The organism is Paenibacillus sp. OK060 (assembly GCF_900101205.1).
GTDB lineage: Bacteria > Bacillota > Bacilli > Paenibacillales > Paenibacillaceae > Paenibacillus > Paenibacillus marchantiae.
Genome location: NZ_FNFR01000003.1, coordinates 469,197 through 493,537, shown reverse-complemented (window position 1 = coordinate 493,537; position 24,341 = coordinate 469,197). Strand labels below are relative to the sequence as shown.

Below are 24,341 nucleotides of genomic sequence, written 5' to 3'. Positions count from 1 at the left end.
CAGGCAGGAGGATGAAGCATGAAGTTATTCATACATCGCAAAGATTTGCGCACAGATGACCTGGTCGCATTCGATTATTTACTGCACCAGGATGCAGAGAGTCTGCATGTGCTCATCTATGATCCGTTTCTGCTGCGGCAAGGTCGTGAACAGGAACATAGTGGAGTGAATTTTCTACAGCATGCTGTAGAGCTTGGTAAGCGGTACCGCAAGTCAGGCCGTACGCTGCACATGGCTTATGGCAAACCAGCTGAGGTGATTGATTATATTCTCGATCAGATGCAAGGTCGTATAGATGAAGTTGTAGTTCATCGGGATATGACCCCATATGCAATTGAACGGGACCGTGGAATACGCAAGGTAACCGAGGAACGAGAAGTCACATTTACGCAGCTGACGGATCATCTGCTGATGGATTTGAAGGGATTCGCTGATTTTACGGGCAAGTCCGAGCCATATAAAGTATTTGCTGCCTTCCACCGACGCTGGGTGGAATTCATGAATGAGCATCCTAATCCAGCTTCAACCACTACGGTTGCAGAGGTGAAGGTCAGTGATCAGCAGATAGAATGGCCAGAGACCTTCCAGGTACCACAACAATTGCTGGCGTATGATGTATCTGATTTGAATGATCCTCATCTAATGTTGGATGGATTTTTATCTGATAGAATTGCCGATTACGGCGACCATCGGGATGAATATGAAGCTTATGAACCGAGCCGGCTCAGTTCTTATGTAGCTGTGGGGGCTGTATCCATCCGCAAGATGTACGATGCTGCGAAACGCACGGAGCATTCGGACGAGTGGATCAGACAATTGTGTTTCCGTGACTTCTACCTGTATCGGGCAGTGTATGAGAGTCATTATTTTACATATGAAAAAGTTTATGATCTTTCGGCGCTCAGCGAGGTTCACTTCGAACGATGGTGCAAGGCCGAAACAGGCATTCCGATTATCGACGCAGCGATGACGGAACTGAATGAGACTGGACATATGCCGAATCGGCTTCGTATTCTGACCGCAATGTTTCTTACCAAAAATCTGCAGTGCCCATACACGCTGGGTGAAGCGTATTTCAGACGTAAGCTCCGTGACTATGACAATATTCAAAACCGGGGCAACTGGCTGTGGTGTGCATCACTTGGCGAGAATGCAGCTCCATACTTTCGGGTGAACAATCCGGTGACACAGTCAGAGAAGTATGATCCCCAAGGGGATTATATCCGCAAATGGCTGCCTGACCTGAAGGGTTTGCATAGCAAAGAGATTCATCAGCCTCGCCAGGATGCCATTGTGGATCTGAAAACCTCAAGACAATCGGCTATTGAGATCTATAAACAAATTCTAGCTAGTCGTCAGCATTGAAGTTTACCATTTTCATCCCAGTGAACCAGCAATATTTTGGACAGATACGAAGCAAGCTCGCAGGCCGCGTCATAGCGGTCTTTTTTACATATATAGACATGAAAAGACTGTGAAACATGTTGAATATTTAGGAACTTTTAAGAATTTGGACTACCCATCTTAAGCTTTATGCTTTTTAATAGATAGTGTGCTTATCGTATTAAGTCATCTTAGACATATCAACGAAACATATTAAGGAGAAACGCTAATTATGAGTGAAACAATCAAAAGAGAGCGAATCCCAGAGCTGAATCTCGTACGGGCAATGGCTATCATCGGTGTGCTGTGTGTGCATTCCACTTCATATGCGACGGTAGACATGACGGGTTCAGGGTATTACTGGCTGTACAATTTTATTAATATTTTTATGAAATATGGTACACCAACGTTTATTTTCATGAGCAGTTTTGTACTGTTCTATAACTATTATTCTCGCCCGCTAGATAAGAAGCTGGTCAGCAATTTTTACAAAAAAAGATTTGTTTACATTTTACTACCGTATTTTCTATTTTCATTAATGTATTTTGTTATCCTGCACTTCACGCATTATCAGGGCCGTCCGTTCGGAGAATCAGCAGTAAGCTTCATAACAAAACTGTTCACCGGCAAGGCGTATACGCATCTGTACTTTGTATTTATTAACATGCAATTTTATCTGTTATTCCCGTTGGTATTGTGGCTGCTCAAGAAATATCCCTCAGTTGTCAAATGGTCGGTACCGATTGGGTTACTCATTCAGTGGGCATTTATCGTAAGTAATAAATATGGCTTCCAGGTGCCGAACAAGGGAAGTTGGGCATTCTCGTACTTCTCTTATTTCATGCTGGGTGCATTTATCGGGGTATACTTTCCGAAGATTAAACAATGGTTTGTCATTAGTCGGGAAAATGCAACCAAAGCTCGTGTAGTTTCATGGATTTTGCTGTGGGCGGTATGGATTTTTGCCGGACTCGGCCATGTATACATTTATTATCTGTTGCGCCTGAAAATTGCGACATATAACACGCTGTGGTACGAGTTTTTCTGGAATCTGCATACGTTCGCCTGTGCGTTGGTGCTCATTCAGATTGCGTACCTGCTCTATCGCAAAGGACCATCGCTGATCGTTAAGCCGCTCAATCGGCTTGGGGCACTGTCCTTCGGTATTTATCTGATACATCCATTCTTCCTGTTGATCTATCGGAATTATCCACCACAAACCGGGGTATCCTGGCTGATTCACCTGTGGTACGCCGGAGGTTTTGGTGTGGCGTTAATCGCATCGTGGATTGTGGTTGGACTCACGGCAAGATTTGTTCCGTTTGCATGGGTAATATTCGGCAATTTGCCAAAACCGAAGCCACGTCTGGTACCACAACAAAACTCGGGACAACTCGACGTTCGTTAAAATATTTATGCTAATACAGGAATAATAAACCGTTTCTTGGTCGACCATTAGGGTTGAGCGGGGAACGGTTTTTTTGATTGCCGATTAGATTCATACATGGGGAACGGATGTTTCTTTTTCATAAGCGAAGGGTAATGAGAAGGCGGAACACATTTTAAATAATTTATAAGTCTAATCTAGGTTTGAATAAAAAATACACACTAACGGAGAGGGCAGAAAAAACCTGAAGAAGCGTAGCGCTCGCCTTTAGCACCGGATTTTACCTTTTAAAAAGGGGATTAAAGAAATCTGGGGGTAACAGCGATCGGAAGGTTGTTCTGCCAGCGTAGTAAAACAGTGTAAATTCATTTATTCAATGGATGTATTGACTTTTAAGAACAGGATTAAGGTGAGAACAATGACAACATGTGAACAATGCGGGAAACCGATGCAAGATATATTGGAATACGTGGAACACATCCTTCACGAATGCGTGGGGCAGACCCAGGAGTACAAGACCAAAGACTATGGGACATCTGGCTATGAGTGTGTTGGCGAGCAGATGTGATACAATAGAAAGAAACCGGATTCATACGGAACCGAGGTGACAACATGGAGATGGGCTCGGCCCCTTTCCGGCAGGAAATGACGGAACATGAAGCGCAACTGACCAAGACATGTATGTATTGCGGGCAAAAGCGACCTTTGTCCGAATTTCGACGAAGAACCGGAAAGCGGGCTGGCCCGGGAGCCAGACGTGGCGCTTGTCGTCACTGTCGTCAGCTCGGTGGACAAGCCGATAACGATAATACCTCACTCCGGCCTACGGATGAGGCGATAAAGAGTCATAAAGGTGCTGCGGCTGCACGGCCTTCTGCATCTGCAAGTCATACAGCAGAACGGATCGTCGATACAGCAAATAGTACGCCTTCTGTTGCTTCTACTTCAGAAAGACACGAGCAGTCTAAGCCGTCCGTAAGTTCATCTTCTTCGATGGAGGGTGAAACGGCTGACTTCGTTGCTTCTTCAACTGTTTCTTCGCCTTCGGGCAACCGCAAGAAGAGGAGAAGGAGGAGAAAGGCGAAGCGCCCAGAACTGCAGTCGGGTAATGAGCAAACGGAGCCGCTCTCCGGAACTGAGGTGGAGAGCGAGAAGGTAGATCAGCCGCAGACGAGGGCTGATCTGCAAGAAAGGGATTCGCAGACGCATACAGCGAATGCTGATCCATCCGCGAAGCGTGCCCGCGCGCGTATAGCCGCTGGCACGGATCGGGCCGCCGAGCAGGAGATTGCGGCGGCCAAAGCTCTGCTGCTAGCCAAGCCGCAAGGCCCGGCAGCAGAGTCAGGGGCTGCGGATCAGCCGACCGCAGCCAAGCGCAAACGCAAGCGGCGCCGCAAACGTGCTGCCGCGCTGCTGTCCGGCGCAGGACAGGCCCGCAGCATAGCTGAGGCCAGTGCGCTGAACCTGAGCGACCGTGGCGATGCCTCGGTCGCCGGACCCCCAGCGGCGGCCGCACAGCCTGCCGCTGCTGCAAAGCCCGCCCCCGGCCAAGCGCCGGGCACGGCCATGGAGGCTGCGCCTCCTGCACCCGGGCGCCAGCCAGGCTCGCCCGGGTCGAAGCCGCGCCCGGCACGCAAGGAGCGTGCGCCTAAGGCAGGCGGCGAAGACGCAGCCCGTGCCGGATCATCCGGGCAGCGGGCGCCTGCACATTCCAGCCGCAGTCACGGGGCTGGAACGGAAAGCCGTCCTCGCCGTCATACTCCGGCGGTGCCTGTAGCGATTGATCCGGATGATCCGTCATCGCTTCGGACGAATCGGCAGGGCATGGTGCGCATGCGTGGCAAGACGGACAAAGGGCGGCGCTGGCATCAGGAAGTGGATATGGAGCTGGCGGTCACGTTGGTCAAGGAAAAAGCCGCTGTTGTGGTTAATCGGTACACGATCCGTCGATTGTTTAGCAACAAGGATTTCAAACGGTTTATTTTGACCCGTGATAACTATACCTGCTACTTCTGTGGATCGTATGGAGACACGATTGACCATCTTCTGCCACGAGCTAAAGGTGGGCATACCACCCCACTTAACTGTGTCTGCGCCTGCAATCTGTGCAACCAGTCCAAAGCAGCGATGGATGCCGAAGAATTCATGCGTTCCGGTATTCCCGAGTGGAATGCTGCGCATCAGGAAGAGCTGAATGAATTGGCAATGCAGGAAGCTCAGCTAGAATAAACGGTTTATGCGAAATACAAATACTTCCCCAAGCTTGTTCACCATGGGTTTCAAGCGGGGTATCCGATATAGAGAGCACACCAAGACTGAACGGGTCAGGGTGTGCTTTTTTGTTTTTTAGCTTCGCTGGTGAAATTTCTTCAAATTGACAACGGTACAGCGCTCATATGTACGTTATACTGGGGAGAAGTGAGTCGTGAAACTTCACATCGGTTTACCAGATGTATTTTATAATGGGCACCACATCTTTAGTAAATTTGAACTGTATAGATTGGAGGGAAGCAGATGAACCCGGCATCTTTGGACATCATGTCCTATATTACGGAAGAGAATATTCGTTTTTGGCTGGAGAAGTTTCGCTCCCTGGGCCCTTTACCGGCAATTTTGCTTACCTTTATGAAATCGTTCGTGCCCCCGCTGCCTACACTGCTCATTGTTGGGGTTAACGGAGCGGTGTACGGGCTATGGGCAGGATTTTTATATTCATGGATCGGGATGGTACTCGGCTGTACCGTTACGTTCCTGATTGTACGGGAGATTGGGAAGTCGGCTTTTGTGGAACGTTGGGCTAATAAACCCCGTGTGCAGCGCAGCATGGTATGGATTCGGCGGAATGCATTCAGTTATGTGTTTTTGTTGAGTATTTTTCCGGTTGGTCCGTTCGTCATTATTAATGTAGCGGCAGGTATTGCGCGGATGAGATTAATGTCCTTCCTGCTTGCGGTGAGTTTTGGTAAAGCCATTATGATCTTCTGTGTGACGTATATCGGTTCCAATGTAGCTCAGTTTATGGAGCACCCTGTGCGATGGGGCGGCGTGTTGTTGTTTATCGCGGTATCCCTTTGGGCAAGTCGGAAGCTGGAGCGGCATTTTACCCGTTCGTCATCCAATCGTGAGGAAATGAATGATCTGAGTCACTCCTCTGGAAAGTCTATTTCGTCGTAAACTTACGATGATACAAATACGTACGTTCGATTTTGTATGGTTTAGTCGCAGATAACCATCGGTTTAGACTGTTTGGAGGGGGATAAACATGATTGACAATATCTTTGATTTTGATCAGGAGCTGTACCGTATGGATGAGGACGAGCTGCGTTCGTTATTGCGTACGCTCTATCTCAGCGCAGATATGGCAGTCAGTGATCAGTCAGCGGAAGAACATTCTGTTCATTTTGCAACGAAAATACAGTCGATATTTAAGACATTGGATGAGAATCGGAACCGGGAGAAAGCGGAGCAACAGGCATTAAAGGCACAGATACCACGTGAAATTCATATAGCGATTGGTGAATCGCCACTAGGTAGCATTAAGGTTGCGATGGGCAAGGTTCCAGGTCGCTCGGAGCGGCGGTTTTTCTCTATGAATGACTACTATGCCATCGGTCCATTGGGCGATCTGACGAACAAGGCGGATTTACACCGCAGGCACCTCTGGCTACTTGAGAAACTTTATTTGGGTGAGCATGGAAGTTATGCCGTCCAAGGCATGGATAAGCTGCTTCAATTAAACAACATGTTGAGTTCAATTGATGAAGATACGCGAATCACCATTTGGTATGCGAATAATGCTCATGAGAGAACGGGGCTTTTATATGCCATGCATTTGCTACGTAAAAGGCTGGGGCCTATCTATTTAATCGATACCGGTGCATTATATCAGGAATTATTCAAACCTTCTGAAGTTCAGTATGATGTTCCTAGAACAGGTGAAATTTTTTCTGAGAAGTTGTTATCGATGTGGCAACACTGTGTGAATGCTGAACCGTTGTCTGTGGAGGAACGAAAACACATGGAGCAAGAGTGGGTGAATCTGGCTGTACAGCCAGGACTTCTGCGATTAATGAAGGATGGCCAGATTCAGAGCGTGCCCGAAGACGCGATTGATGAGTACATTATGCAGAAGGCTAGAGAGGTCACGTTAACCAGACAGCCTGGCGAGTTTATAAAATCAGCCCGCGTCGTAGGTGAGGTGCTGGGCCATCTTGAACAAGCTGTCGGAGACGCATTCATTGAATACCGTGTTCGACAGTTGATCATAAAGGGACGGCTTGAGATGGAAGGGAAGCCACATGCCATGCGATTCTACAGTGTGAGGCTCCCCCAGTAACCGAAATGGACTGTTCCCGGTAGTTTTTTTATCCCGGAGCAGTCCATTTATTCTTTCATGTCTTATTCTGATTCCATAACTCCAATAGTGGCCCCTCTTGCCCATAGACTGGATCTGTATCCGGAATGGGAACCTCCTGAATTTCACGCAGAACTTTGGGACGCTCCCCCGGTTCACCCGTTCGGGTATTATAGCTCATGCCACCTGGATAGGCCCCTGCAATGCGGAAATCACGGCTCGCACTCAGCCGCTTATGTCCGGTTCCCGCAGGTAATACGACCACATCTCCTGCATGAAGACGCACAACCTTTCCATGTTGCCCACCAAGAATGAGCTCAACCCAGCCACTAACCACTGCAAGTACTTCATGAGCATTGCTGTGAAAATGATGATAATCAAACACACCGTTAATCCAGCTGTTTCCCCATCCATTTTGGTTCAGTAACGACTCTGCACGAGCGGAATTTGTTGCCCAAATTCCTTTATACAGAAGTACAGGCAGACTCGGATGATTGGGGATCACACCATCGTCCTGAAATAACATCGTTTGTACATTGTTCATGTCCTCTTTCATCGTAAATATCACCTCTCTATGGCATTACCCGTTTATTTCTGGTGAAGAACAAAAAACAATTGTAAAATGATACAAAATGTATCACTATAAGGTTATAATCAGAACATAGACTCTCTTCAGTAACTTGTTGTATTAATCCAAGGGGGAATGTGCTTGAATATTGTCATTACAGGGGCTTCTGGATTTGTAGGATTTAACCTTTCTCAGTATTTGGCGCAAAAAGGACATCGAATCACCCTGGTGGACCAGGATGATTATTGTCAGAGGCTTGTTCACAGCTCTCCACTTCATGAGATGGCCTTTATCTGTTGTGATCTCGCGAAGGACAGATTCAGCTTGCCGCACGAAACAGACTATATTATTCATCTGGCAGCGATGCCACACGTAGATTATTCGTATCATCACCCCGGAGAAGTGTTTCGTAACAACACCCTCAGTACACAGGCCATTCTGCAATACGCTTCCGATCACCATATTCCCGTGGTGCTGGCTTCATCTGTTGAGGTATACGGAGGGGAGATGGGCAGAGTGTATCATGAATCCGATGAATATGCTCCGGTATCCCCTTACTCCGCTTCCAAAGTAGCCTGTGAGATGCTCGCACGATCCTACGCTCAATGTTACCAGCTTCCTATAAAAATATTTCGTTTAACCAATCTTTATGGACCTTGGCAGTTGCCGGACCGGATTATCCCGCGTAATTTTGGCCGAATGATGGACAGCCTTCCTCTGGATATTCAGGGATCAGCTGTACGTGATTTTTTGTATGTAGATGATGCGCTGCGAGCGATTGAACAGATTATGCTGAATGGACAAGATCAGCAGATCTATAACATTTCGACAGGGCAAGGAACAACCATGCAAGAGATCGGAGATCTTTTGCACCAATTGCATACTTCTAATGGAACGGCGGAGATTCGGGAGCAGGAGCCCACCCAGTCCAGAGGTTCGAGTCTGGTCGTTCACTCGGGAAAATTACGATCAGAGACCGGATGGTTTCCCCAGACGACGCTGGAGCAGGGACTGGAGCAGACCTTTCGATGGTATCAGGAACATCCCGAATGGGTAAGACAATTCAGCCGTGAATACCACACGACAAGAGAAGCACGCAGCTTTATTATCGATATGGCGAGATATGCAGTTCCGGCTATCTAACCAGGGCAAAAAAAGCCAGGGAAGGGTGTAGTGAATAACACCTTCCTTGGCTTTTTTGCGCCCCCGTCGAATCCCGGCTTTCAACCGGTATGGACGGTCGGGCAATGATCCTATATTTACTGCACGAATTGTCGTGCGTGTTCACGTTTAACAAATGGATCTAGTGATGTTTTTTTACATCAGCAATTTTGTCCTGCACAGCACCTTTGGCTTTGTCTTTCTTACCCTCAGCCTGAAGGGATCTGTTGTTAGTCGCATTACCGATCTGATCTTTCACTTCGCCTTTGGCCTTGTTTACGCCTGCTTTGATTTTATCGCTAGTTGAATTACTCATATCGAACATCTCCTTCGTTTCTGGTGTAGTCCTTATTAACCGGGATGCCCGTATTCTAAACGTTGCTATTGTGATAAGGGCAGAAATTTGTTCTGGATATTCTGTCAGAAATGATCAGTACGAAGAGTCAGTATAAGTATAGGCATTGCATAACCGCGTGCTTCATTAAAGAAATGAGAGGATGTTATGATATGAGCAATTATATTGGAAATGGTGCATATTGCTACGCTAATTCAGCTTCAATGCTGCTGTCGTCCATTGGAGAAAAGGTAGACCCCGGTCTGCTTGAAGCAGTCGGTGGCTTTTCACTAGGGGCCTTTCGAACGCAGGAAGATATGCTTTTTTTTGATAACTGTACCTCTAGTCCTGATCTGGCCATCAGCAAAGCGATGAGCATTCTGGGATTTAGTGTGCGCGAAAGTGTGCAATCACCGGGTACAGAGATGCCTGTAGATGAGCTAAGAGAGGCTTTGAAGCAGGGTCCTGTGATGATGGGGCCGCTGGATATGGGCAAACTCGTCTACAATCCCAACTCTCCCAACCTGGGTGGTTGCGATCATTATGTAGTGGCGTTGAGCATGGAGGGCGATGAAATATGCCTGCATGACCCGGCTGGATTCCCAAATGTCTTCCTAACACTGGATAAACTTGAGGAAGCATGGAAGTCTGAATTCCCGTGGAGCAGCGGTGTGTATCGACGATGGTTGAGTCCTGAACGCATTGAACAGCCTAATCTGGAGGAGATTAACCGCCGCGCTTTTACTTGGTTCAAATCAACCCTTACAGAACAGATCCATGATATTGCTGCACAGGAAGGACGAACCGGAGCTTCAGCAATTCTACATAAGGCGGAACAGGTTCGTGCTGGAGCAATCGATGGTAATGAGTGGGCTCATTATGTGTATTTTGCTCTGCCAGTAGGCGCGCGTCGTGCCCATGATTATGGGTTATTTTTTAAAACAATCCATCCTGACCTTTCTGCTTTGAAATACGCACAATCGCGCCAATTCGGGGAATGCCAATCCCGTCTTGTCTCCCGGAACTGGGAGGCTGCTGCGACAATCATGGTGGCACTCGCGGAGACGGAAGCCATGATCGAAGCTGCTATTTTGAAGATGGAATAATGTAATTGTAAGTGAAGCAAGGCTATGAGAAGGGGAGATACACATGGATGAATTAGCTGACAATCGCCATATCAGGCCAGGGGAAGATGAGACATTCGAGAATCGGAAAAAGGAGTCGGATGTCGCGCTTATCCAACGAGCCCAAACTGGGGATACAGAGGCTTTTGGTGAATTGATTCACCGTTACCGTGGGCAATTGTTCCGTTATGTGCGAGCACTTACACATGATTCTTATCTCGCAGAAGACATTTTACAGGATGGGCTTATTCGGGCGTTCATTCATATGGGGCAGCTTCAGAATGCCGAGCGTTTTATGGCCTGGATGCAGCGCATTGTGCGTAATCAGGCGTACTCACATATGCAACGCCGAGAGCAGCAGCGTGAACAACATTTTTCTTCTTTCCTTGCATTTGGAGCCGATGATCCCTCATGGAGCGATCAAGACTCGCTCGACAAGACGCTGAACCATCTTTTGAATGACACCGAACGGATATCGCAGGAGACTGGCTATGATCCGTATCAAGCTGTTGCTCAGCAGGAAATGAGGAATAATCTCTACAAGCTGCTGGGATGTCTGAATTTAAGAGAGCAGCAGGTCTTCACATCGTATTGGATGGAGCAGCTGTCACCGCAAGAAATTGCCTGTAAATTCAATCTGACAAGTGCCAATGCGTATCAAATTCTGTCCCGTTCACGTAAAAAAGTGTCGCAGCTTCATATTCATTTATCCGTAGAAGAAATGCTGGCAGAGTGGAATTCACTCGGGCAAAATCGAGTGATTCTGGAGGAACCCCTTTCGTTTCGGTCTCCCCAAACCTGGAACTCGGCAGCAGCATCCATTCACGAGATGTTAGGTTATATCGGTTCATCTCCATCTCTCCCCATGGTTATGGGGATGAGTGGACTTTCTTTTCGTCTGACCATCCTGCCTCAGGACATACATATCGCTGGACCCACCGCCTATAACTTCAAAGAGGTACTTATCAGAGGATTGCACCATATGGGTTATCGTTCCCATGCGGTTGAGGCTTTGGCGAGCGAAGCGGGACTCAATGCCAATCTGATCGATCCTTCGATGCTAGAGGAGAAAGCGAAGGGGAAAAGGTTGCTAAATCCAAGGCTTGTTCGGGCCCTCTCCTTGATTCGTTACTCCATTCATAGGGGAATTCCGGCCGTAGTATGGGACCTGAATATTCCCGAATTCGGATTGATTTATGGCTATGATGATGCAGCCCGGACCCTGTACGGTACAGATTTCATTAAATCAGTGACAATTCCCTATGATCATGTGGGCCGGGGGGTGAATCAGGAAGTATTTGTACTGGCAGCGGAATCAGATGGCATGATACGAGAAATGAACTTGCGCGCGGCACTGACAGATGTTTTGGCTCATTATCGTGGGGAGGACCCGTATACCTTGTCGAACACAGTCAGTGGTCTGGCTGCTTATGCGGTCTGGAGAGAAGCCCTAGAATACAGAAGGGTAGAACCGAACGGTCACGCTTATAACATTGCGGTTTTGTGGGATGCAAGACGTTATGCAAGTGAGTTTTTCAGGGAACTTTGTCTAAAGTGGGCTTCGATTCCCCGCTATTCCAGCTTGATTCCATTCTGTCTTCAGGCGGAAGAGTTATATCGAAACATGTCCCAAAGGTTAAACGTGCTCAAACAGTGTTTTCCTTTTCCTGAAGGCGGAAAGCCAAACGAGAAGCTTCAGGTCGATCAAGCTATCTCGATACTTCTGGAGGTGGAGGAATTAGAGCGAGCTGCTGTCGTTGCAATAAAAGCGTTGCTTGAAGAAATGGATCAGCATTCCCCAGAAATCGTTATGGTGTGGCCGAAATGTAACGATTAGATCTGGCGAACAGTGAAAGAAATATCAGGAGGCAGGACGATCCGTCAGGCCTTCTTTCTGTCTTTTTTGCTTTCGTGCCAGGATAGGTTCATACTTGAACAAGAAATGATGTCATTTCAGGAATAAGGCTGCACCCCTAGCTGCATAATAACGACAGTGACCAATTTCGTTGCATGAAATTCATGGTTTTGGAAAACAATTCCTGAAAAATTCAGTTGAAAAAATCCTTCCTTGTGTACATATCGCACATATGGTCATATGTGATCTTGTCTTCCTACCACATGTGGTAGGATTACGGATCTGGGACAGGAGAATAATCGATTTTAATCCGACCACAATGCTTGACAAAAAAATCGATTTTGTTACAATGTTCACAATATCTTCACAAGTGTAAAAAATTTCTTTTTCATGTTCATGTGTAAGAGGTGTAATATAGGGGTATAGAGTTCGGTTTCGGCCTGCTTGTCGTTTTGCGTCAACACATGTTGTCCGCAATAGACCCAAGATACAATACACGATGTGGGAACGGCCCTTGGGCTATGCTCATTCTATTGTGTGAAATTTGGTACATTTAGTTGTATTGGATGTATTTGTGGTTCGGCTCTGCTTGACAGGCATCATGAAAGTCGCGGACTTCTATCCCAAAGTAAAGGAGGACTTTCTCTTATGTCACAATCGCCTACTCAACAAGAGGTGCCGGTTACAGAAGGTGCCGACGTTTCCCAACGCCAGTCCTTGGACGTACTGGATCAATTGATGAAGCCTGAGGTACAGGAGTCTCTGACCGTTCTGGTGGAGAACTTGCCTAAACTGGCTGAAATGGTCACTGCTATGACCAAAGCTTATGACTTTGCACAAAGCGTAGCTACAGACAAAGTTCTGATCAGCGACACAATGAGCGCAATGGGCGAGTTTGCTAAACCTGTTGTAGACAAAGCTAAAGGTGTAGCTTCTGCTGCCATCGAAGCAAGTGATCGTGCGCAAGCCGAGCAAACTTCGGTTGGTTTGTTCGCTATGCTCAAAATGCTTAAAGATCCAAACGTACAACAAACGCTTCGTTTTGCTCAATCATTCCTGAGCATCCTGAACGAGCGTCAACAACAGCAACGTTAAGATTAGAAGAACGGAGGATGGATATGTCGAAGCAAATTTTGATCTTGGGCGGAGGTTACGGTGGTCTGTTGACTGCGCTGACTGCGCGTCAATACCTGACACCGGAAGAAGCGACTATTACAGTCGTGAACCGTTACCCTACGCACCAAATTATTACGGAACTGCACCGTCTTGCAGCAGGAAGCATTGCTGAAAAAGCAGTTGCCCTTCCACTCGAAAAATTGCTGAGTGGTAAAAATGTGAACTTGAAAATCGATACGGTGGATACAATCAAGCCGGACGAGAAAAAAGTTCTCATGACTAGCGGTTCTACTTACTCTTACGATGCACTCGTTGTTGCCTTGGGCAGTGAAACGGCATTCTTCGGAATTCCGGGATTGCAGGAGTACAGCTTCACGCTGAAATCCGTTAGCGATGCTAACCGCATTCGTGCACACGTGGAAGCTCGTTTGGATGCTTACAAACAATCCGGCAACAAAGCAGACGCTACGTTTGTTATCGGTGGCGGTGGTTTGACAGGTATCGAGCTTGTTGGTGAATTCGCTGACCTTCTTCCGGCTGTATGCCAAGAAAAAGGTATCGACTTCAAAGAAGTTTCCCTGTACACGGTTGAAGCAGGTCCTTCCATCCTGGCAGGATTCCCGCCAGAACTGGTTGAGCGTGCAAAAGCGAGTCTGGAAAAACGTGGCGTTAACTTCATCGTTGGCGTAGCGATTACCGAAATGAAAGAAAATGAAGTTCTGCTGAAAGACGGAAGCTCGATCCCTACGAACACACTCGTATGGACAGGCGGCGTTCAAGGTAATGCAGTTGTTGCCAACAGCGGAATTGAAGTGGATCGTGGCCGTGCGAAAGTTACGGAAGTACTGCAATCCACATCCCATAAAGACGTGTTTGTTGCTGGTGACAGCGCAGTGGTCTTCCCTAGCGAAGGCGCTCGTCCATACCCTCCAACAGCACAATTGGCTTGGCAAATGGGTGAAACTATTGGTCACAACTTGGGCGTAATGTTCAAAGGTGGCGCAATGGAATCCTTCACACCAGTATTCTCCGGTACACTGGGAAGTCTGGGTCGTAAGGATGCTGTCGGCATGATCGGTGGCAACCAGACTCGTCTGAAAGGTCTGCCAGCAACCATGATGAAAGAAGCAAGTAACATCCGTTACCTTGCTCATATTCACGGTTTGTTTGCACTGGCTTACTAATACCTGTACGCCATGCAGCAGAAAGGCACCCCACGTGGGGTGCCTTTCTTTATTTTTAACCAGCATCCGTAGAGCATAGGGACTAAGTTCCATGAAGTGAATGCGGAAGTATAACCGTTGTTATCAGATATGTATTGAAGAAAAAAGTGCTCGGTATAACCGTATAGGGTGTATGGTATATTAAAGGAAAGACGTGTTATCCGCATCTTGCCAGATCCGCTGAACGGTAGTAATACATAGCAGCCGGCGCTTAGAAGCGTCGGCTTTCGTTTAATTAAAGACAAGTCTGTTTTATAAAAGCTAGCTTATAAAAAGGAAAACCGAGAGGAGAATGACATATGAACGTATTAGTCATTGGAGCGAACGGACAAATCGGCAAATTTCTGGTGCAGCAACTGGCACAGGAAGGGAAACATCAAGTCACCGCGATGATTCGCAAACCGGAGCAGGCAGACCTACTTAAGCAGTTTGGTGCCAATGTCGTGATTGGCGATTTGGAAGGCAGCGTGGATGATCTGGCCGAGGCAATGAAAGATCACAATGCCATTGTGTTTACAGCGGGTTCCGGTGGATCTACGGGCGAAGACAAAACATTGCTCATTGATCTCGATGGTGCGGTGAAAACAATGGAGGCGGCACAGCAGCAGGGAATTACCAGATATATTTTGGTCAGTGCGTTTGGGGCAGATCAGCGGGAGAAGTGGTCCGACGCCATTAAGCCGTATTACGTGGCGAAGCATTATGCCGATCGGGCGTTGTTCGCAAGTGATCTGAATTACACCATTATCCGTCCAGGTGGTTTGAAAAATGAGCCGGGTACCGGCAAAATCTCTGTAGGAACAGATCTGAAACCGGGAAGTATTTCACGTGAAGATGTGGCTCGTGTAATCGCTGCTTCCCTCCAGGAGGAGAAGACGTATCGAATGGCTTTTGATCTGATCGCCGGGGATGAATTGGTAGAGGATGCCTTAGGTAAATTGTAATTCGTATTGTAATATAACGGGAGAATGGAATGACGGAATGAGGGGGAGCTCTGCATGAATGAAGCCGTGCTGGTGATCGAGGATGAGCCCAAAATTGCACGCCTGCTTGAACTGGAATTACAGTATGAGGGATATCAGGTAGGCAAGGCAGGCAGCGGAACGGAAGGGCTGGAGATGTATGGGGAGGGGCAATGGGATCTGATTCTGCTGGATATTATGCTGCCGGGTCTGAGTGGGATTGAAGTGCTGCGGCGGATACGTGCCAAAGATGCAACCGTGCCCATTCTGATGCTCACAGCCAAAGACTCTGTGGAAGACAAAGTATCCGGACTCGATCTCGGAGCCAACGATTACATTACAAAGCCGTTCCGTATTGAAGAGTTGCTCGCGAGAGTACGCGCTGCACTGCGCCTGAGTGCTGCATCGGCTGCTACCCACTCTGCCACTTCGGTCCCACGGGATACGGCGCAATCACCCGAGCACACGGCGGGAAATGAGACAGGCTGGCTTACCGCAGGTGGATTGAAGCTGAATGAAGGAACCCGTGAGATATCCCGGGATGGTCAATCGATTGAGCTTACACCGCGTGAGTTCGATCTATTGGTGTATCTGTTGCAAAACCAGCGCCAGGTGCTGAGCCGGGACCAGATTGTTCAGGCCGTCTGGGGATACGATTATTATGGAGATACCAATGTGGTGGATGTGTATATCCGTTATGTGCGCAAAAAAGTCGATAACGGATTCACACCACCCTTAATACATACCGTTCGGGGTGTTGGTTACGTTCTGAAGGAGCAAGTATGAGTCTGCGCAGCAGAATCTACGGATATTCGTCCGTATTGTTTGCCGTGCTGCTGATTGCCGTCAACCTGTCGGTGTATATCGTGTTCGAACGGATGTCGATCGATAACGAGATCAAGCGGGTAGAGGCTGAGGCCGAGTCTATTGTAAAAGGAGTGCGCCAGTCTGCCGGTTCCATTCCGCCGGACGACTTGCTCCGAGCCTACGCGCCGCTGGACGGCATGCTGCGGATCGTCAATGAAGACGGCACCAGCTCCCCGCCGGTGACGACCTCGGCAGAGGAGCAGCTGAGCAAGCTGTCCTACAAATACGAAAGCGAAAAAAAATCGGAGTATACCCAATTTGAACAAATCGGTTATGTCTGGGTCTCTGTTCCAGTGATCTGGCCGGATGGAGAAGTAGTGAATCTACAAGTCACCGAGAGCATTGAAGATACCGAGAATCGCCTGTCTGTGCTTCGTACAGTTCTAGTTGCCGTGACCATCATCGCGCTGATTCCGGCCATCATCTCCAGCCGTATTCTTGCGAACCGGATGACAAGGCCGATCCAGCAGATGACACGTACGATGAGTGATATCCAGTCGAGCGGCCAGTTCAAGCGACTTCCGCTCGATGAAAAATCGAAGGATGAGCTGAAAACGATGGGGCAGACGTTCAATCGCATGATGGATCTGCTGGAATCCAACTTCGAGCGGCAGGAGCGCTTTGTTTCTGATGCTTCTCATGAACTGAAAACACCACTCACCATCATTGAAAGTTATGCCAGTCTGCTGCAACGAAGGGGCAAGGAACGTCCCGAAGTATTCGACGAGGCGGTAGAAGCCATTCTGTCCGAATCCGTGCGCATGCGGGAGATGACCGAGCAGCTGCTATTGCTGGCAAAGCAGCCAGAGCAGTGGAATGTACAGCTGGAGCGGATGGATATCACCCAACTTGCGCTGGATTCCACACGTGCATTTCGCGAAGCCTATCATCGGGAAGTCCACTGCGATGACCCAGGCAGGATATGGGCGATTAGCGATGTGAGCAAGCTGAAGCAGCTGCTTTTTATTTTGCTGGACAATGCTCGTAAATATAGTGAGGATGCCATTGAAGTCCGGCTGGAGGCAAAGGGGCAGGAATGTCGGATACGTATTGTGGATAAGGGAATCGGTATGCGGGAAGAGGAACTGTCCAAGGTGTTTGACCGTTTCTATCGTGTTGATCAGGCCAGAACACGCAGCGGCGAAGCAAGCGGTTCGGGCTTGGGACTTTCCCTGGCCAAAGATATCGCAGAAGCCGTGGGCGCACGTATTGAATTGAACAGCACCGAGGGCAGAGGAACCGAGGCTTGGATTATTTTGCCCACATCCGTACAGAACGGATCACTCTCATGAAAATCTCATTCTTCTCTTATATACTGATAAACACAGTAGGGTTACGGATCACAAGAGAGTGCGTAAGGGAGGGAACGTGATGGAAGAGCATGAGGGGCGTCCGGAAATGAAACGGGAAGAACAACGACGCAAAGGATGGGCGAAGCCAAGACGTTCATTTTGGTGGGGTGCGGGGCTCCTGGCTCTCCTTGTCGTTATAGCGGTCATGTGGTGGAGGCCGTGGCAATCAGACCGAGTGATGTTAACAGCAGATGCAGCGGCCCAAGCGGTCTTGGATCAATATCCGGGAGAGATCCTGAATTCCACGTTGAAGGACGGAACCTACATCATGCAGCTCCGCTCAGAAACCGGACTGTATGACGTACAAGTTGATGCGGTTACGGCGACCGTGAATTCCATTAAACGGCTGGAGTCCAACCCACAAGCCGAGGAGAAGACGTTATGGAGCCGAGAACAGATCAAGACGGAATTGCTGAAACAAACGGATGCCGAACTGGTGTCGCTCGAACTTGTCGAGCAGCAGGGGAGCCCGGTGTATCTGGCGGTATTCAAGATGAAGGACAATGGTCGGGAGCAATGGACCATTGATCCGTATAACGGGGAGAAGCAGTCTTCAAAGCCGCTGGAAGCATCTTCGCCCGACCCGACAACAGGGGAAGGCACCAAGACTTCATTTCTGAGCGAGAAAGAAGCAGAGCAGAAGGCACTGGCTAAGGTTCCTGGTGAAGTGGATGATATCGAACTCCGTGGAACGAATAGTGGCAATCCGTATTATCTGGTTGAAATTGACCTGGATGACGGTCGTGAGGCTATTGTGCAGGTGAATGCCATTTCAGGCGCGATTCGTTCGGTCACTTGGGATGATGACGAAGATTAAAGGTATAGAAGCCATTCTGTGAGATTCTCACTCATTTTCTCATCAAATTCTAATCTGACTCTCGCTGAACTCTCATTCGTACAGGTTAATCTATAACTGTAGACGAGAACGAGAATAACAACGAGGAGATGAATGATGATGATGAATAAACATAAACTATGGATTGGCAGCTTGTCGGCAGCGGTGTTGCTCGGAGGATCAGCCGCTCTGGCTAGTGGGAGTGTAAACGGACAATCGGTACAGCCTACGCAAACGTCCAATACACAATCAGTAACACAGACCCAGAACAACACAGGTACATTGCTGACGGTCGCACAGGCCAAAGAAGCAGCCTTGAAAGCAACGGATGGTAAAGTGGATGATGTGGATCTGGAGCGCAGAAACGGCCAAACGTTCTATGAAGTTGAAATCGACAAAAAAGGTAGTAATGACGTTGTCGTTCGTTTGGATGCTTACACGGGTAAAATCCTTGCAGTAGTCGATGATGAAGATTACGATGACGACGATGATTATAATGGAACTGTGGCAGGTACGTCTTCCAATCAAGCTGCTTCAAAACAGGTTAAACTGACAGAGGTACAAGCTTCAAACATTGCCCTGAAACAGGTGACAGGCGGAAAAGTAACCGAAATCGAACTGGATCATGATAACGGCCGTTATGTTTATGAAGTGGAACTAAGAACAGCAAACGGTGAAGCCGATGTAGACGTCGATGCCAATACAGGCAAAGTGCTTTCGTTTGACCAGGATTTTGACGACGAAGATTAAGAAATAACGTATATTATAGGGATTTAGATTGTGTATAACAGAGGACGCTTCGGATGAAGCGTCTTTTTGCTGTTCACTCCATAAGTTCAGTGTGTAATCGTACATGTTCCGCCGTATTGTTCACTATTCGAGCAGGGGGATGGCGGATACAATCGTAATCAGGAGGTGAGTGCCGAGCCAGTCTGAGAAACAGGTAATCCTATGAAATGCATCATCGATCGGAGGAAGAAGAGACGTATCGATTTAATTGTAAGCGCTTTATAAATTAATTACGGAGGTGCATTATTCTATGAATGAGGGTTGGTTGAAAAAGAAAACAAAAACACATCGTTTCACTCGTCGCCTTTGTTATCTGCTTGCTCTAATCCTGGCGCTACAATCGCTAGGTATGCTGGTCGCTCCAGGACAACAGGCTTCCGCTGCTCCACTCAGTGTAACCAACGGGGTACAGTTCAAGGATACAAACGGCAATGTCATTCATGCCCATGGGGGCGGGATGATTAAGGCTAATGGGTACTATTACTGGTTTGGGGAGAATCGCAACCCTAATGGAACGTTCAAGGCGGTATCCGTATATCGTTCAGCAGATTTGAAAAACTGGGAGTATCGCAATGATGTGCTCACCAGCAGCTCGGCTGCCGAGCTGAACATTTCCAACATCGAACGCCCGAAGGTCATCTATAACAGTGCAACAGGCAAGTATGTTCTTTGGATGCATAAAGAAAACGGGGTCGACTATGGTGAAGCCAGAGTGGCGGTAGCGACCTCAAGTACAGTGGATGGCAATTATACGTATGTAGGCAGCTATCGGCCTCTTGGCTATGATTCGAGAGACATGACGGTATACAACGACAACGGAACGGCTTATCTCATCTCAGCGACCAAAGTGAATGCCGACCTGAACATCTACAAGTTGACTCCAGATTTTCTCGGTGTGGAATCGCTCGTAACGACGCTGTGGCCGGGTCAATATCGTGAGGCACCTGCCATGTTCAAAAAGGGTGGCGTCTACTTCCTGATCACATCCGGGGCTACGGGATGGAATCCGAATCAGGCCAAATATGCGACCGCTACCAGCATAACTGGTACATGGAGCGGCCTGAGCAACTTTGGAGATAGTACAACCTATGGCTCCCAATCCGCATACGTGCTTCCGGTGGAAGGCTCACAGACAACATCCTATCTCTATATGGGCGATCGCTGGGCTGGCGCTTGGAGCGGACCAGTGCAGGATTCTAAATATGTGTGGCTGCCGTTGTCTTTCCCAAGTGCAACCAGTCTGGCGATGAACTGGGCAAGCAGTATTACCATTGATGCAGCCACGGGTTCCGTAACCGGAGTGGATACGCCCGATGTATGGGACCCGAATGCTTCGTATCAGCTGATTAGTCGCAAAAGCAATAAATTGCTTAATGTCATCGGTGGTTCTGCGGATAACGGTGCGGATCTGGAGCAGCGGGCAGACGGCGGAACGACCAGCCAGCAGTGGCAGATCACGGATGCGGTTGGCGGTTATGTCAAAATCATCAATCGTTCCAGCGGCAAGCTAATCGGTGTAGAGAATGGTTCCACAGCAGATGGAGCTGTTATTGAACAGTGGAACGATGGCGGCTGGGCCAGTCAGCAATGGCAGTTGGTTAGTGTGGGTGGTGGTTATTATAAATTGAAAAACCGCAGCACAGGCAAGGTGCTTGATATTTCGGGACAATCCCTGGCAGACGGGGCAGCTGCAATCCAGTGGACAGATAATGGTGGTACGAATCAGCAATTCCAGATTGTTAAGGTTCAATAAAGATTGATTGTTTTGTTGGTTAAGCATCATAAAGATTCACAATTAAACCCTTGTCCCTCATTATGAGTGGGACAGGGGTTTTTATGAAGCTATATAAGCTAGAGATTAAACATTCCAATTGAACCTTTTTTTCTAATTTTAGATTATCAATAGCAGAAATAAGGTATTAGTATAAATAACGGAAAAGCTTAATCCTCAGGACGATTACATTGCTAAGATATATTACTGGTAGGATCCTGCCACAAAATAAAAATGGTAAAACACGAGTGCGAGTTAGGAGGTTAGCAAATGTACATTATTCTTCCTTTTTTGTTGTCGACATTAATCTCTGGATTGCTAGGTTATCTAACCTATAGAATATTATTAAAAAATAGAGCTGGGATTATTGTGACGTTGATATCATCCGCGTTTATAGCTTATATTTTTATAGATTTATATGCTTTTTTTGGAGTGGTAGGAGGTGTGTTGTTTTACATTTTACTAATAAGAATTTCAACTAAATAAAAAAATAATAATTACCAGACTTAATTGATAAATTAACAAAAATCAAATTCTATTCTATAAATTCAGGATCTTTGTTATGCACTTCTTTGTGCAGAGCAAAGATCTTTTAATTTTTCTTTATCCATCTCCATTAATCCAATCTGTGGTAAACTAGTAGAATTGTAGAAATAATAGAGACAGGGGCTGGATAACGAAGTGAGTGAAAAACAAGTACTGTCAATTGAAGGCTTGCGTATGCGGTATAACGGGCGTTATGTGCTAAATGGGATTGATTTAGAAGTGAATCGGGGCGAGATGATCGGATATATTGGTCCGAACGGTGCGGGTAAAAGCACGACGGTCAAGATTTTGCTCGGACTAGTTGAGGGATATGTGGGTACGGTCCGCATCTTTGGCAAGGATATCGCAGATGGTGACGCGGAATATAAGCGAAGAATCGGTTATGTACCGGAAGTCGCGGAGCTATACGAGCAATTAACCCCGGCAGAGTATCTGACCTTTATAGGAGAATTGTACGGGTTGTCCTATGAAGATGCCGATTATAAGGCGAAGCAGTTGATGGATTGTTTTGGACTAGAAAAATCATATCATTCCCGCATTGCTTCCTTCTCCAAAGGCATGCGTCAGAAAGTGCTGCTGATCTCCGCGCTGTTGCATGACCCGGATCTGTTGTTCCTGGATGAACCGCTAAGCGGTCTGGACGCCAACAGTGTAATGGTGGTAAAGGAGATTTTGACACAGCTGTCGGCCAAGGGTACAACGATATTCTATTCGTCACACATCATGGATGTGGTGGAGAAGATCAGCAGCCGAATCGTTCTGATTGCCGAAGGACGCGTGATGGCGGATGGTACGTTCAGGCAGCTCCAGCAGCAATCCATGGAAGGCTCACTGGAGGAAGTATTCAATCAACTGACGGGCTTCAATGAGCATCGGGCAATTGCAGAACGTTTTGTGTCCATCGTGCAGGAGGTGTACTGATATGGCGGAATCCTCCGACTTCCGCACGTTGAAGATTCTGGATCGTTTTCGGCCTATCATCGCCAGAACAGGAGCGGATTATGACGTACTGCGTTTGATTCTACGGGTGAAGTTCCAGATGGATCAGCGGAGGGTACCGACGGTATTGTCAGCACGCAATGGCAATAAGGAGCAGAAAGAAGGTAATCTGTATCTGCGTTCCCTCTGGTTATACGCACTGATGGGGCTGATTATGGTTCCGTTTGTCGTCTGGGATACGGGACATTATATGCTTCAGATGGGTCTAGTGACCGCCATGCTGATGTTTATGATCATGACCTCCATGATCTCCGACTTTTCTTCGGTACTGCTCGATATTCGGGATCGTAATATCATCATGACCAAGCCGGTAAATGGACGCACTGTTGGCTTGGCTCGTGCCATTCACGCAGGGGTTTATTTGCTGCTCCTGACAGGCTCTCTGACGGCTGCGCCGCTGGTAGCCGGATTGATTGCCCACGGGATCGGCTTTTTCCTGCTTTTTCTGGTGGAACTGGTGCTGATTAATATGTTAATTCTGGTGACCACGTCCCTGATCTATCTATTCATGATGAAGTTTCTGGATGGCGAGAAGCTGAAGGACATGATCAATATGGTGCAAATCCTGCTTTCCATCGGCATTGCCGTAGGTTACCAGCTGGTGATACGTTCGTTCAGCATCATCGACTTTAATATGGTGTTCACGCCTGCCTGGTGGCAGTTACTGCTGCCTCCGGTATGGTATGCAGCGGTTTTTGAGCTGCTGTTCAGCGGTGGGGGAGATCCCTGGCTGTATACTTTCTCGGCGCTTGCTGTGATCGTTCCAATGGTCAGTCTGTTGGTGTACGTGAAGTTGATGCCTTCCTTCGAATTGTATTTGGAGAAAATGGCACACGCAGGTCAAGCCTCCGGACGAAGACGTGGGAATTGGGATCGCATCATGGCAAAGGTATTCTCCCGTTCCAGAGAAGAGCAGGCGTGCTTTCGTTTGTCTGCCAGTATGATGCGAAGTGAAAGGGAGTTCAAGTTGAAGGTATACCCGTCGATGGGTTTATCTTTTGTATTGCCCTATGTATTCTGGTTCACCCAATTGCAGAGTTCTTCGTGGGCAGAATTTAGGGAAAGCTCCTTCTTTTACACGCTATATATTGTGCTCTTGCTGATTGTGTCTGTTGTGACCATGCTGAAGTATTCCGGACAATACAAGGCGTTTTGGACTTTCCGGGCAGCCCCTCTGGCAAACGAGAATGTGCTATATAGTGGAGCGCTAAAAGCTTTCTTATGCAACATGTTCTTACCCGTATTTATATCGAACGCCATTGTATTTGTGTGGACCTTTGGGTTAAGAATTCTTCCTGATCTGATCGTAATATTTTTGGTGGCAACTGCACTTATCCCGCTTTCTGGAAAGCTGTTGATGCGAAAACCGCCGTTCTCCCAATCCTTTAGTGTGGCCGGGCAAAGTGACGGCTGGCTCGTCTTTGCCTTCTTTCCGCTCATGGCACTGTTATGGGGACTACATGTATTCATCCGCACCATACCAGCAGGCATCTGGATCTATATAGCGCTACTAATAGTGATTAATATGCTGTTCTGGACGATGCTGCATCGGGTGAAGCGGGCCTCTGTAATGGTTGAAGGTTAAGGCGGGCGGTAGCAGGTTGAGGTTGCCTGATGAAGTTTAGCAGATGGAATTATGAGAATTATGAAGAAAAGTTGATTAAAGCCAATCCGGTGTTGATGAATCGGATTGGCTTTTTTACGTTTTTTCTAAT

At 47.7% G+C, this 24,341-nt stretch carries 20 protein-coding genes; 18 read left to right on the top strand and 2 right to left on the bottom strand.

Features of this window, described 5'->3' with window-relative positions:
• Window positions 1–18 precede the first annotated feature (18 nt).
• The 5 genes from BLS14_RS13895 to BLS14_RS13875 all read left to right on the top strand — a co-directional run bounded on the left by BLS14_RS13895 (window position 19) and on the right by BLS14_RS13875 (window position 7,106).
• Entirely contained in the window at window positions 19–1,365 is a 1,347-nt protein-coding gene (locus tag BLS14_RS13895) for a cryptochrome/photolyase family protein (protein WP_079695429.1), read from the top strand.
• A gap of 250 nt (window positions 1,366–1,615) precedes the next feature.
• Window positions 1,616–2,791: an acyltransferase gene (locus tag BLS14_RS13890; RefSeq protein ID WP_063567780.1), complete on the top strand. Its 1,176-nt coding sequence runs from the start codon at window positions 1,616–1,618 to the stop codon at window positions 2,789–2,791.
• A 624-nt stretch (window positions 2,792–3,415) separates the two neighbouring features.
• A complete protein-coding gene (locus BLS14_RS33550) occupies window positions 3,416–4,999 on the top strand; it encodes an HNH endonuclease (RefSeq protein ID WP_371121630.1) in 1,584 nt (527 codons plus the stop codon).
• A 285-nt stretch (window positions 5,000–5,284) separates the two neighbouring features.
• Window positions 5,285–5,944, top strand: a complete 660-nt coding sequence (locus BLS14_RS13880) for a TVP38/TMEM64 family protein (protein WP_063568231.1) — start codon at window positions 5,285–5,287, stop codon at window positions 5,942–5,944.
• An 88-nt stretch (window positions 5,945–6,032) separates the two neighbouring features.
• Window positions 6,033–7,106, top strand: coding sequence for a DUF1835 domain-containing protein (locus tag BLS14_RS13875; protein ID WP_063568230.1), 1,074 nt, complete (start codon window positions 6,033–6,035; stop codon window positions 7,104–7,106).
• A 55-nt stretch (window positions 7,107–7,161) separates the two neighbouring features.
• Here BLS14_RS13875 and BLS14_RS13870 read toward each other — a convergent pair whose 3' ends face one another.
• Window positions 7,162–7,680 (bottom strand): cupin domain-containing protein, encoded by a 519-nt coding sequence (locus BLS14_RS13870; RefSeq protein ID WP_256336460.1) that lies wholly within the window; start codon window positions 7,678–7,680, stop codon window positions 7,162–7,164.
• 147 nt (window positions 7,681–7,827) lie between these two features.
• Here BLS14_RS13870 and BLS14_RS13865 point away from each other — a divergent pair, with 147 nt between their 5' ends.
• Window positions 7,828–8,835, top strand: coding sequence for an NAD-dependent epimerase/dehydratase family protein (locus BLS14_RS13865; RefSeq protein ID WP_090952311.1), 1,008 nt, complete (start codon window positions 7,828–7,830; stop codon window positions 8,833–8,835).
• Window positions 8,836–8,995: 160 nt separating this feature from the next.
• Here the strand turns inward: BLS14_RS13865 and BLS14_RS13860 are convergent, their stop codons facing one another.
• Entirely contained in the window at window positions 8,996–9,169 is a 174-nt protein-coding gene (locus tag BLS14_RS13860) for a CsbD family protein (RefSeq protein ID WP_064506464.1), read from the bottom strand.
• A 191-nt stretch (window positions 9,170–9,360) separates the two neighbouring features.
• On the opposite strand from BLS14_RS13860, the gene BLS14_RS13855 reads away from it, so the two are divergent.
• The 12 genes from BLS14_RS13855 to BLS14_RS13795 all read left to right on the top strand — a co-directional run bounded on the left by BLS14_RS13855 (window position 9,361) and on the right by BLS14_RS13795 (window position 24,211).
• Window positions 9,361–10,293, top strand: coding sequence for a cysteine peptidase family C39 domain-containing protein (locus BLS14_RS13855; RefSeq protein WP_090952308.1), 933 nt, complete (start codon window positions 9,361–9,363; stop codon window positions 10,291–10,293).
• 43 nt (window positions 10,294–10,336) lie between these two features.
• Window positions 10,337–12,148: an RNA polymerase sigma factor gene (locus BLS14_RS13850; protein ID WP_090952304.1), complete on the top strand. Its 1,812-nt coding sequence runs from the start codon at window positions 10,337–10,339 to the stop codon at window positions 12,146–12,148.
• 666 nt (window positions 12,149–12,814) lie between these two features.
• The gene (locus BLS14_RS13845; protein ID WP_024629786.1) at window positions 12,815–13,261 is read left to right on the top strand and encodes a DUF1641 domain-containing protein; all 447 of its coding nucleotides are present in this window, start codon (window positions 12,815–12,817) and stop codon (window positions 13,259–13,261) included.
• A 23-nt stretch (window positions 13,262–13,284) separates the two neighbouring features.
• Window positions 13,285–14,466, top strand: coding sequence for an NAD(P)/FAD-dependent oxidoreductase (locus tag BLS14_RS13840; RefSeq protein WP_063568226.1), 1,182 nt, complete (start codon window positions 13,285–13,287; stop codon window positions 14,464–14,466).
• Between the two features lie 338 nt (window positions 14,467–14,804).
• Window positions 14,805–15,449 carry an SDR family oxidoreductase gene (locus BLS14_RS13835; protein ID WP_090952301.1) on the top strand — a complete coding sequence of 215 codons (645 nt, stop codon included), beginning with the start codon at window positions 14,805–14,807 and terminating at the stop codon, window positions 15,447–15,449.
• A 54-nt stretch (window positions 15,450–15,503) separates the two neighbouring features.
• Window positions 15,504–16,253 carry a response regulator transcription factor gene (locus BLS14_RS13830; protein WP_063568224.1) on the top strand — a complete coding sequence of 250 codons (750 nt, stop codon included), beginning with the start codon at window positions 15,504–15,506 and terminating at the stop codon, window positions 16,251–16,253.
• Complete coding sequence (locus tag BLS14_RS13825; protein ID WP_090952298.1) at window positions 16,250–17,626, top strand: sensor histidine kinase; 1,377 nt, start codon at window positions 16,250–16,252, stop codon at window positions 17,624–17,626. The genes BLS14_RS13830 and BLS14_RS13825 overlap by 4 nt, the downstream gene beginning before the upstream one ends.
• A gap of 79 nt (window positions 17,627–17,705) precedes the next feature.
• Window positions 17,706–18,503, top strand: coding sequence for a PepSY domain-containing protein (locus BLS14_RS33135; protein WP_063568222.1), 798 nt, complete (start codon window positions 17,706–17,708; stop codon window positions 18,501–18,503).
• A gap of 138 nt (window positions 18,504–18,641) precedes the next feature.
• The gene (locus tag BLS14_RS13815; protein ID WP_176854510.1) at window positions 18,642–19,271 is read left to right on the top strand and encodes a PepSY domain-containing protein; all 630 of its coding nucleotides are present in this window, start codon (window positions 18,642–18,644) and stop codon (window positions 19,269–19,271) included.
• 289 nt (window positions 19,272–19,560) lie between these two features.
• Complete coding sequence (locus BLS14_RS13810) at window positions 19,561–21,063, top strand: RICIN domain-containing protein (protein ID WP_090952292.1); 1,503 nt, start codon at window positions 19,561–19,563, stop codon at window positions 21,061–21,063.
• Window positions 21,064–21,762: 699 nt separating this feature from the next.
• Window positions 21,763–22,548: an ABC transporter ATP-binding protein gene (locus BLS14_RS13800; RefSeq protein ID WP_063568220.1), complete on the top strand. Its 786-nt coding sequence runs from the start codon at window positions 21,763–21,765 to the stop codon at window positions 22,546–22,548.
• Window position 22,549: 1 nt separating this feature from the next.
• On the top strand, window positions 22,550–24,211 hold the full coding sequence (locus BLS14_RS13795; protein ID WP_090952289.1) for a hypothetical protein: 1,662 nt from the start codon (window positions 22,550–22,552) through the stop codon (window positions 24,209–24,211).
• Window positions 24,212–24,341 lie beyond the last annotated feature (130 nt).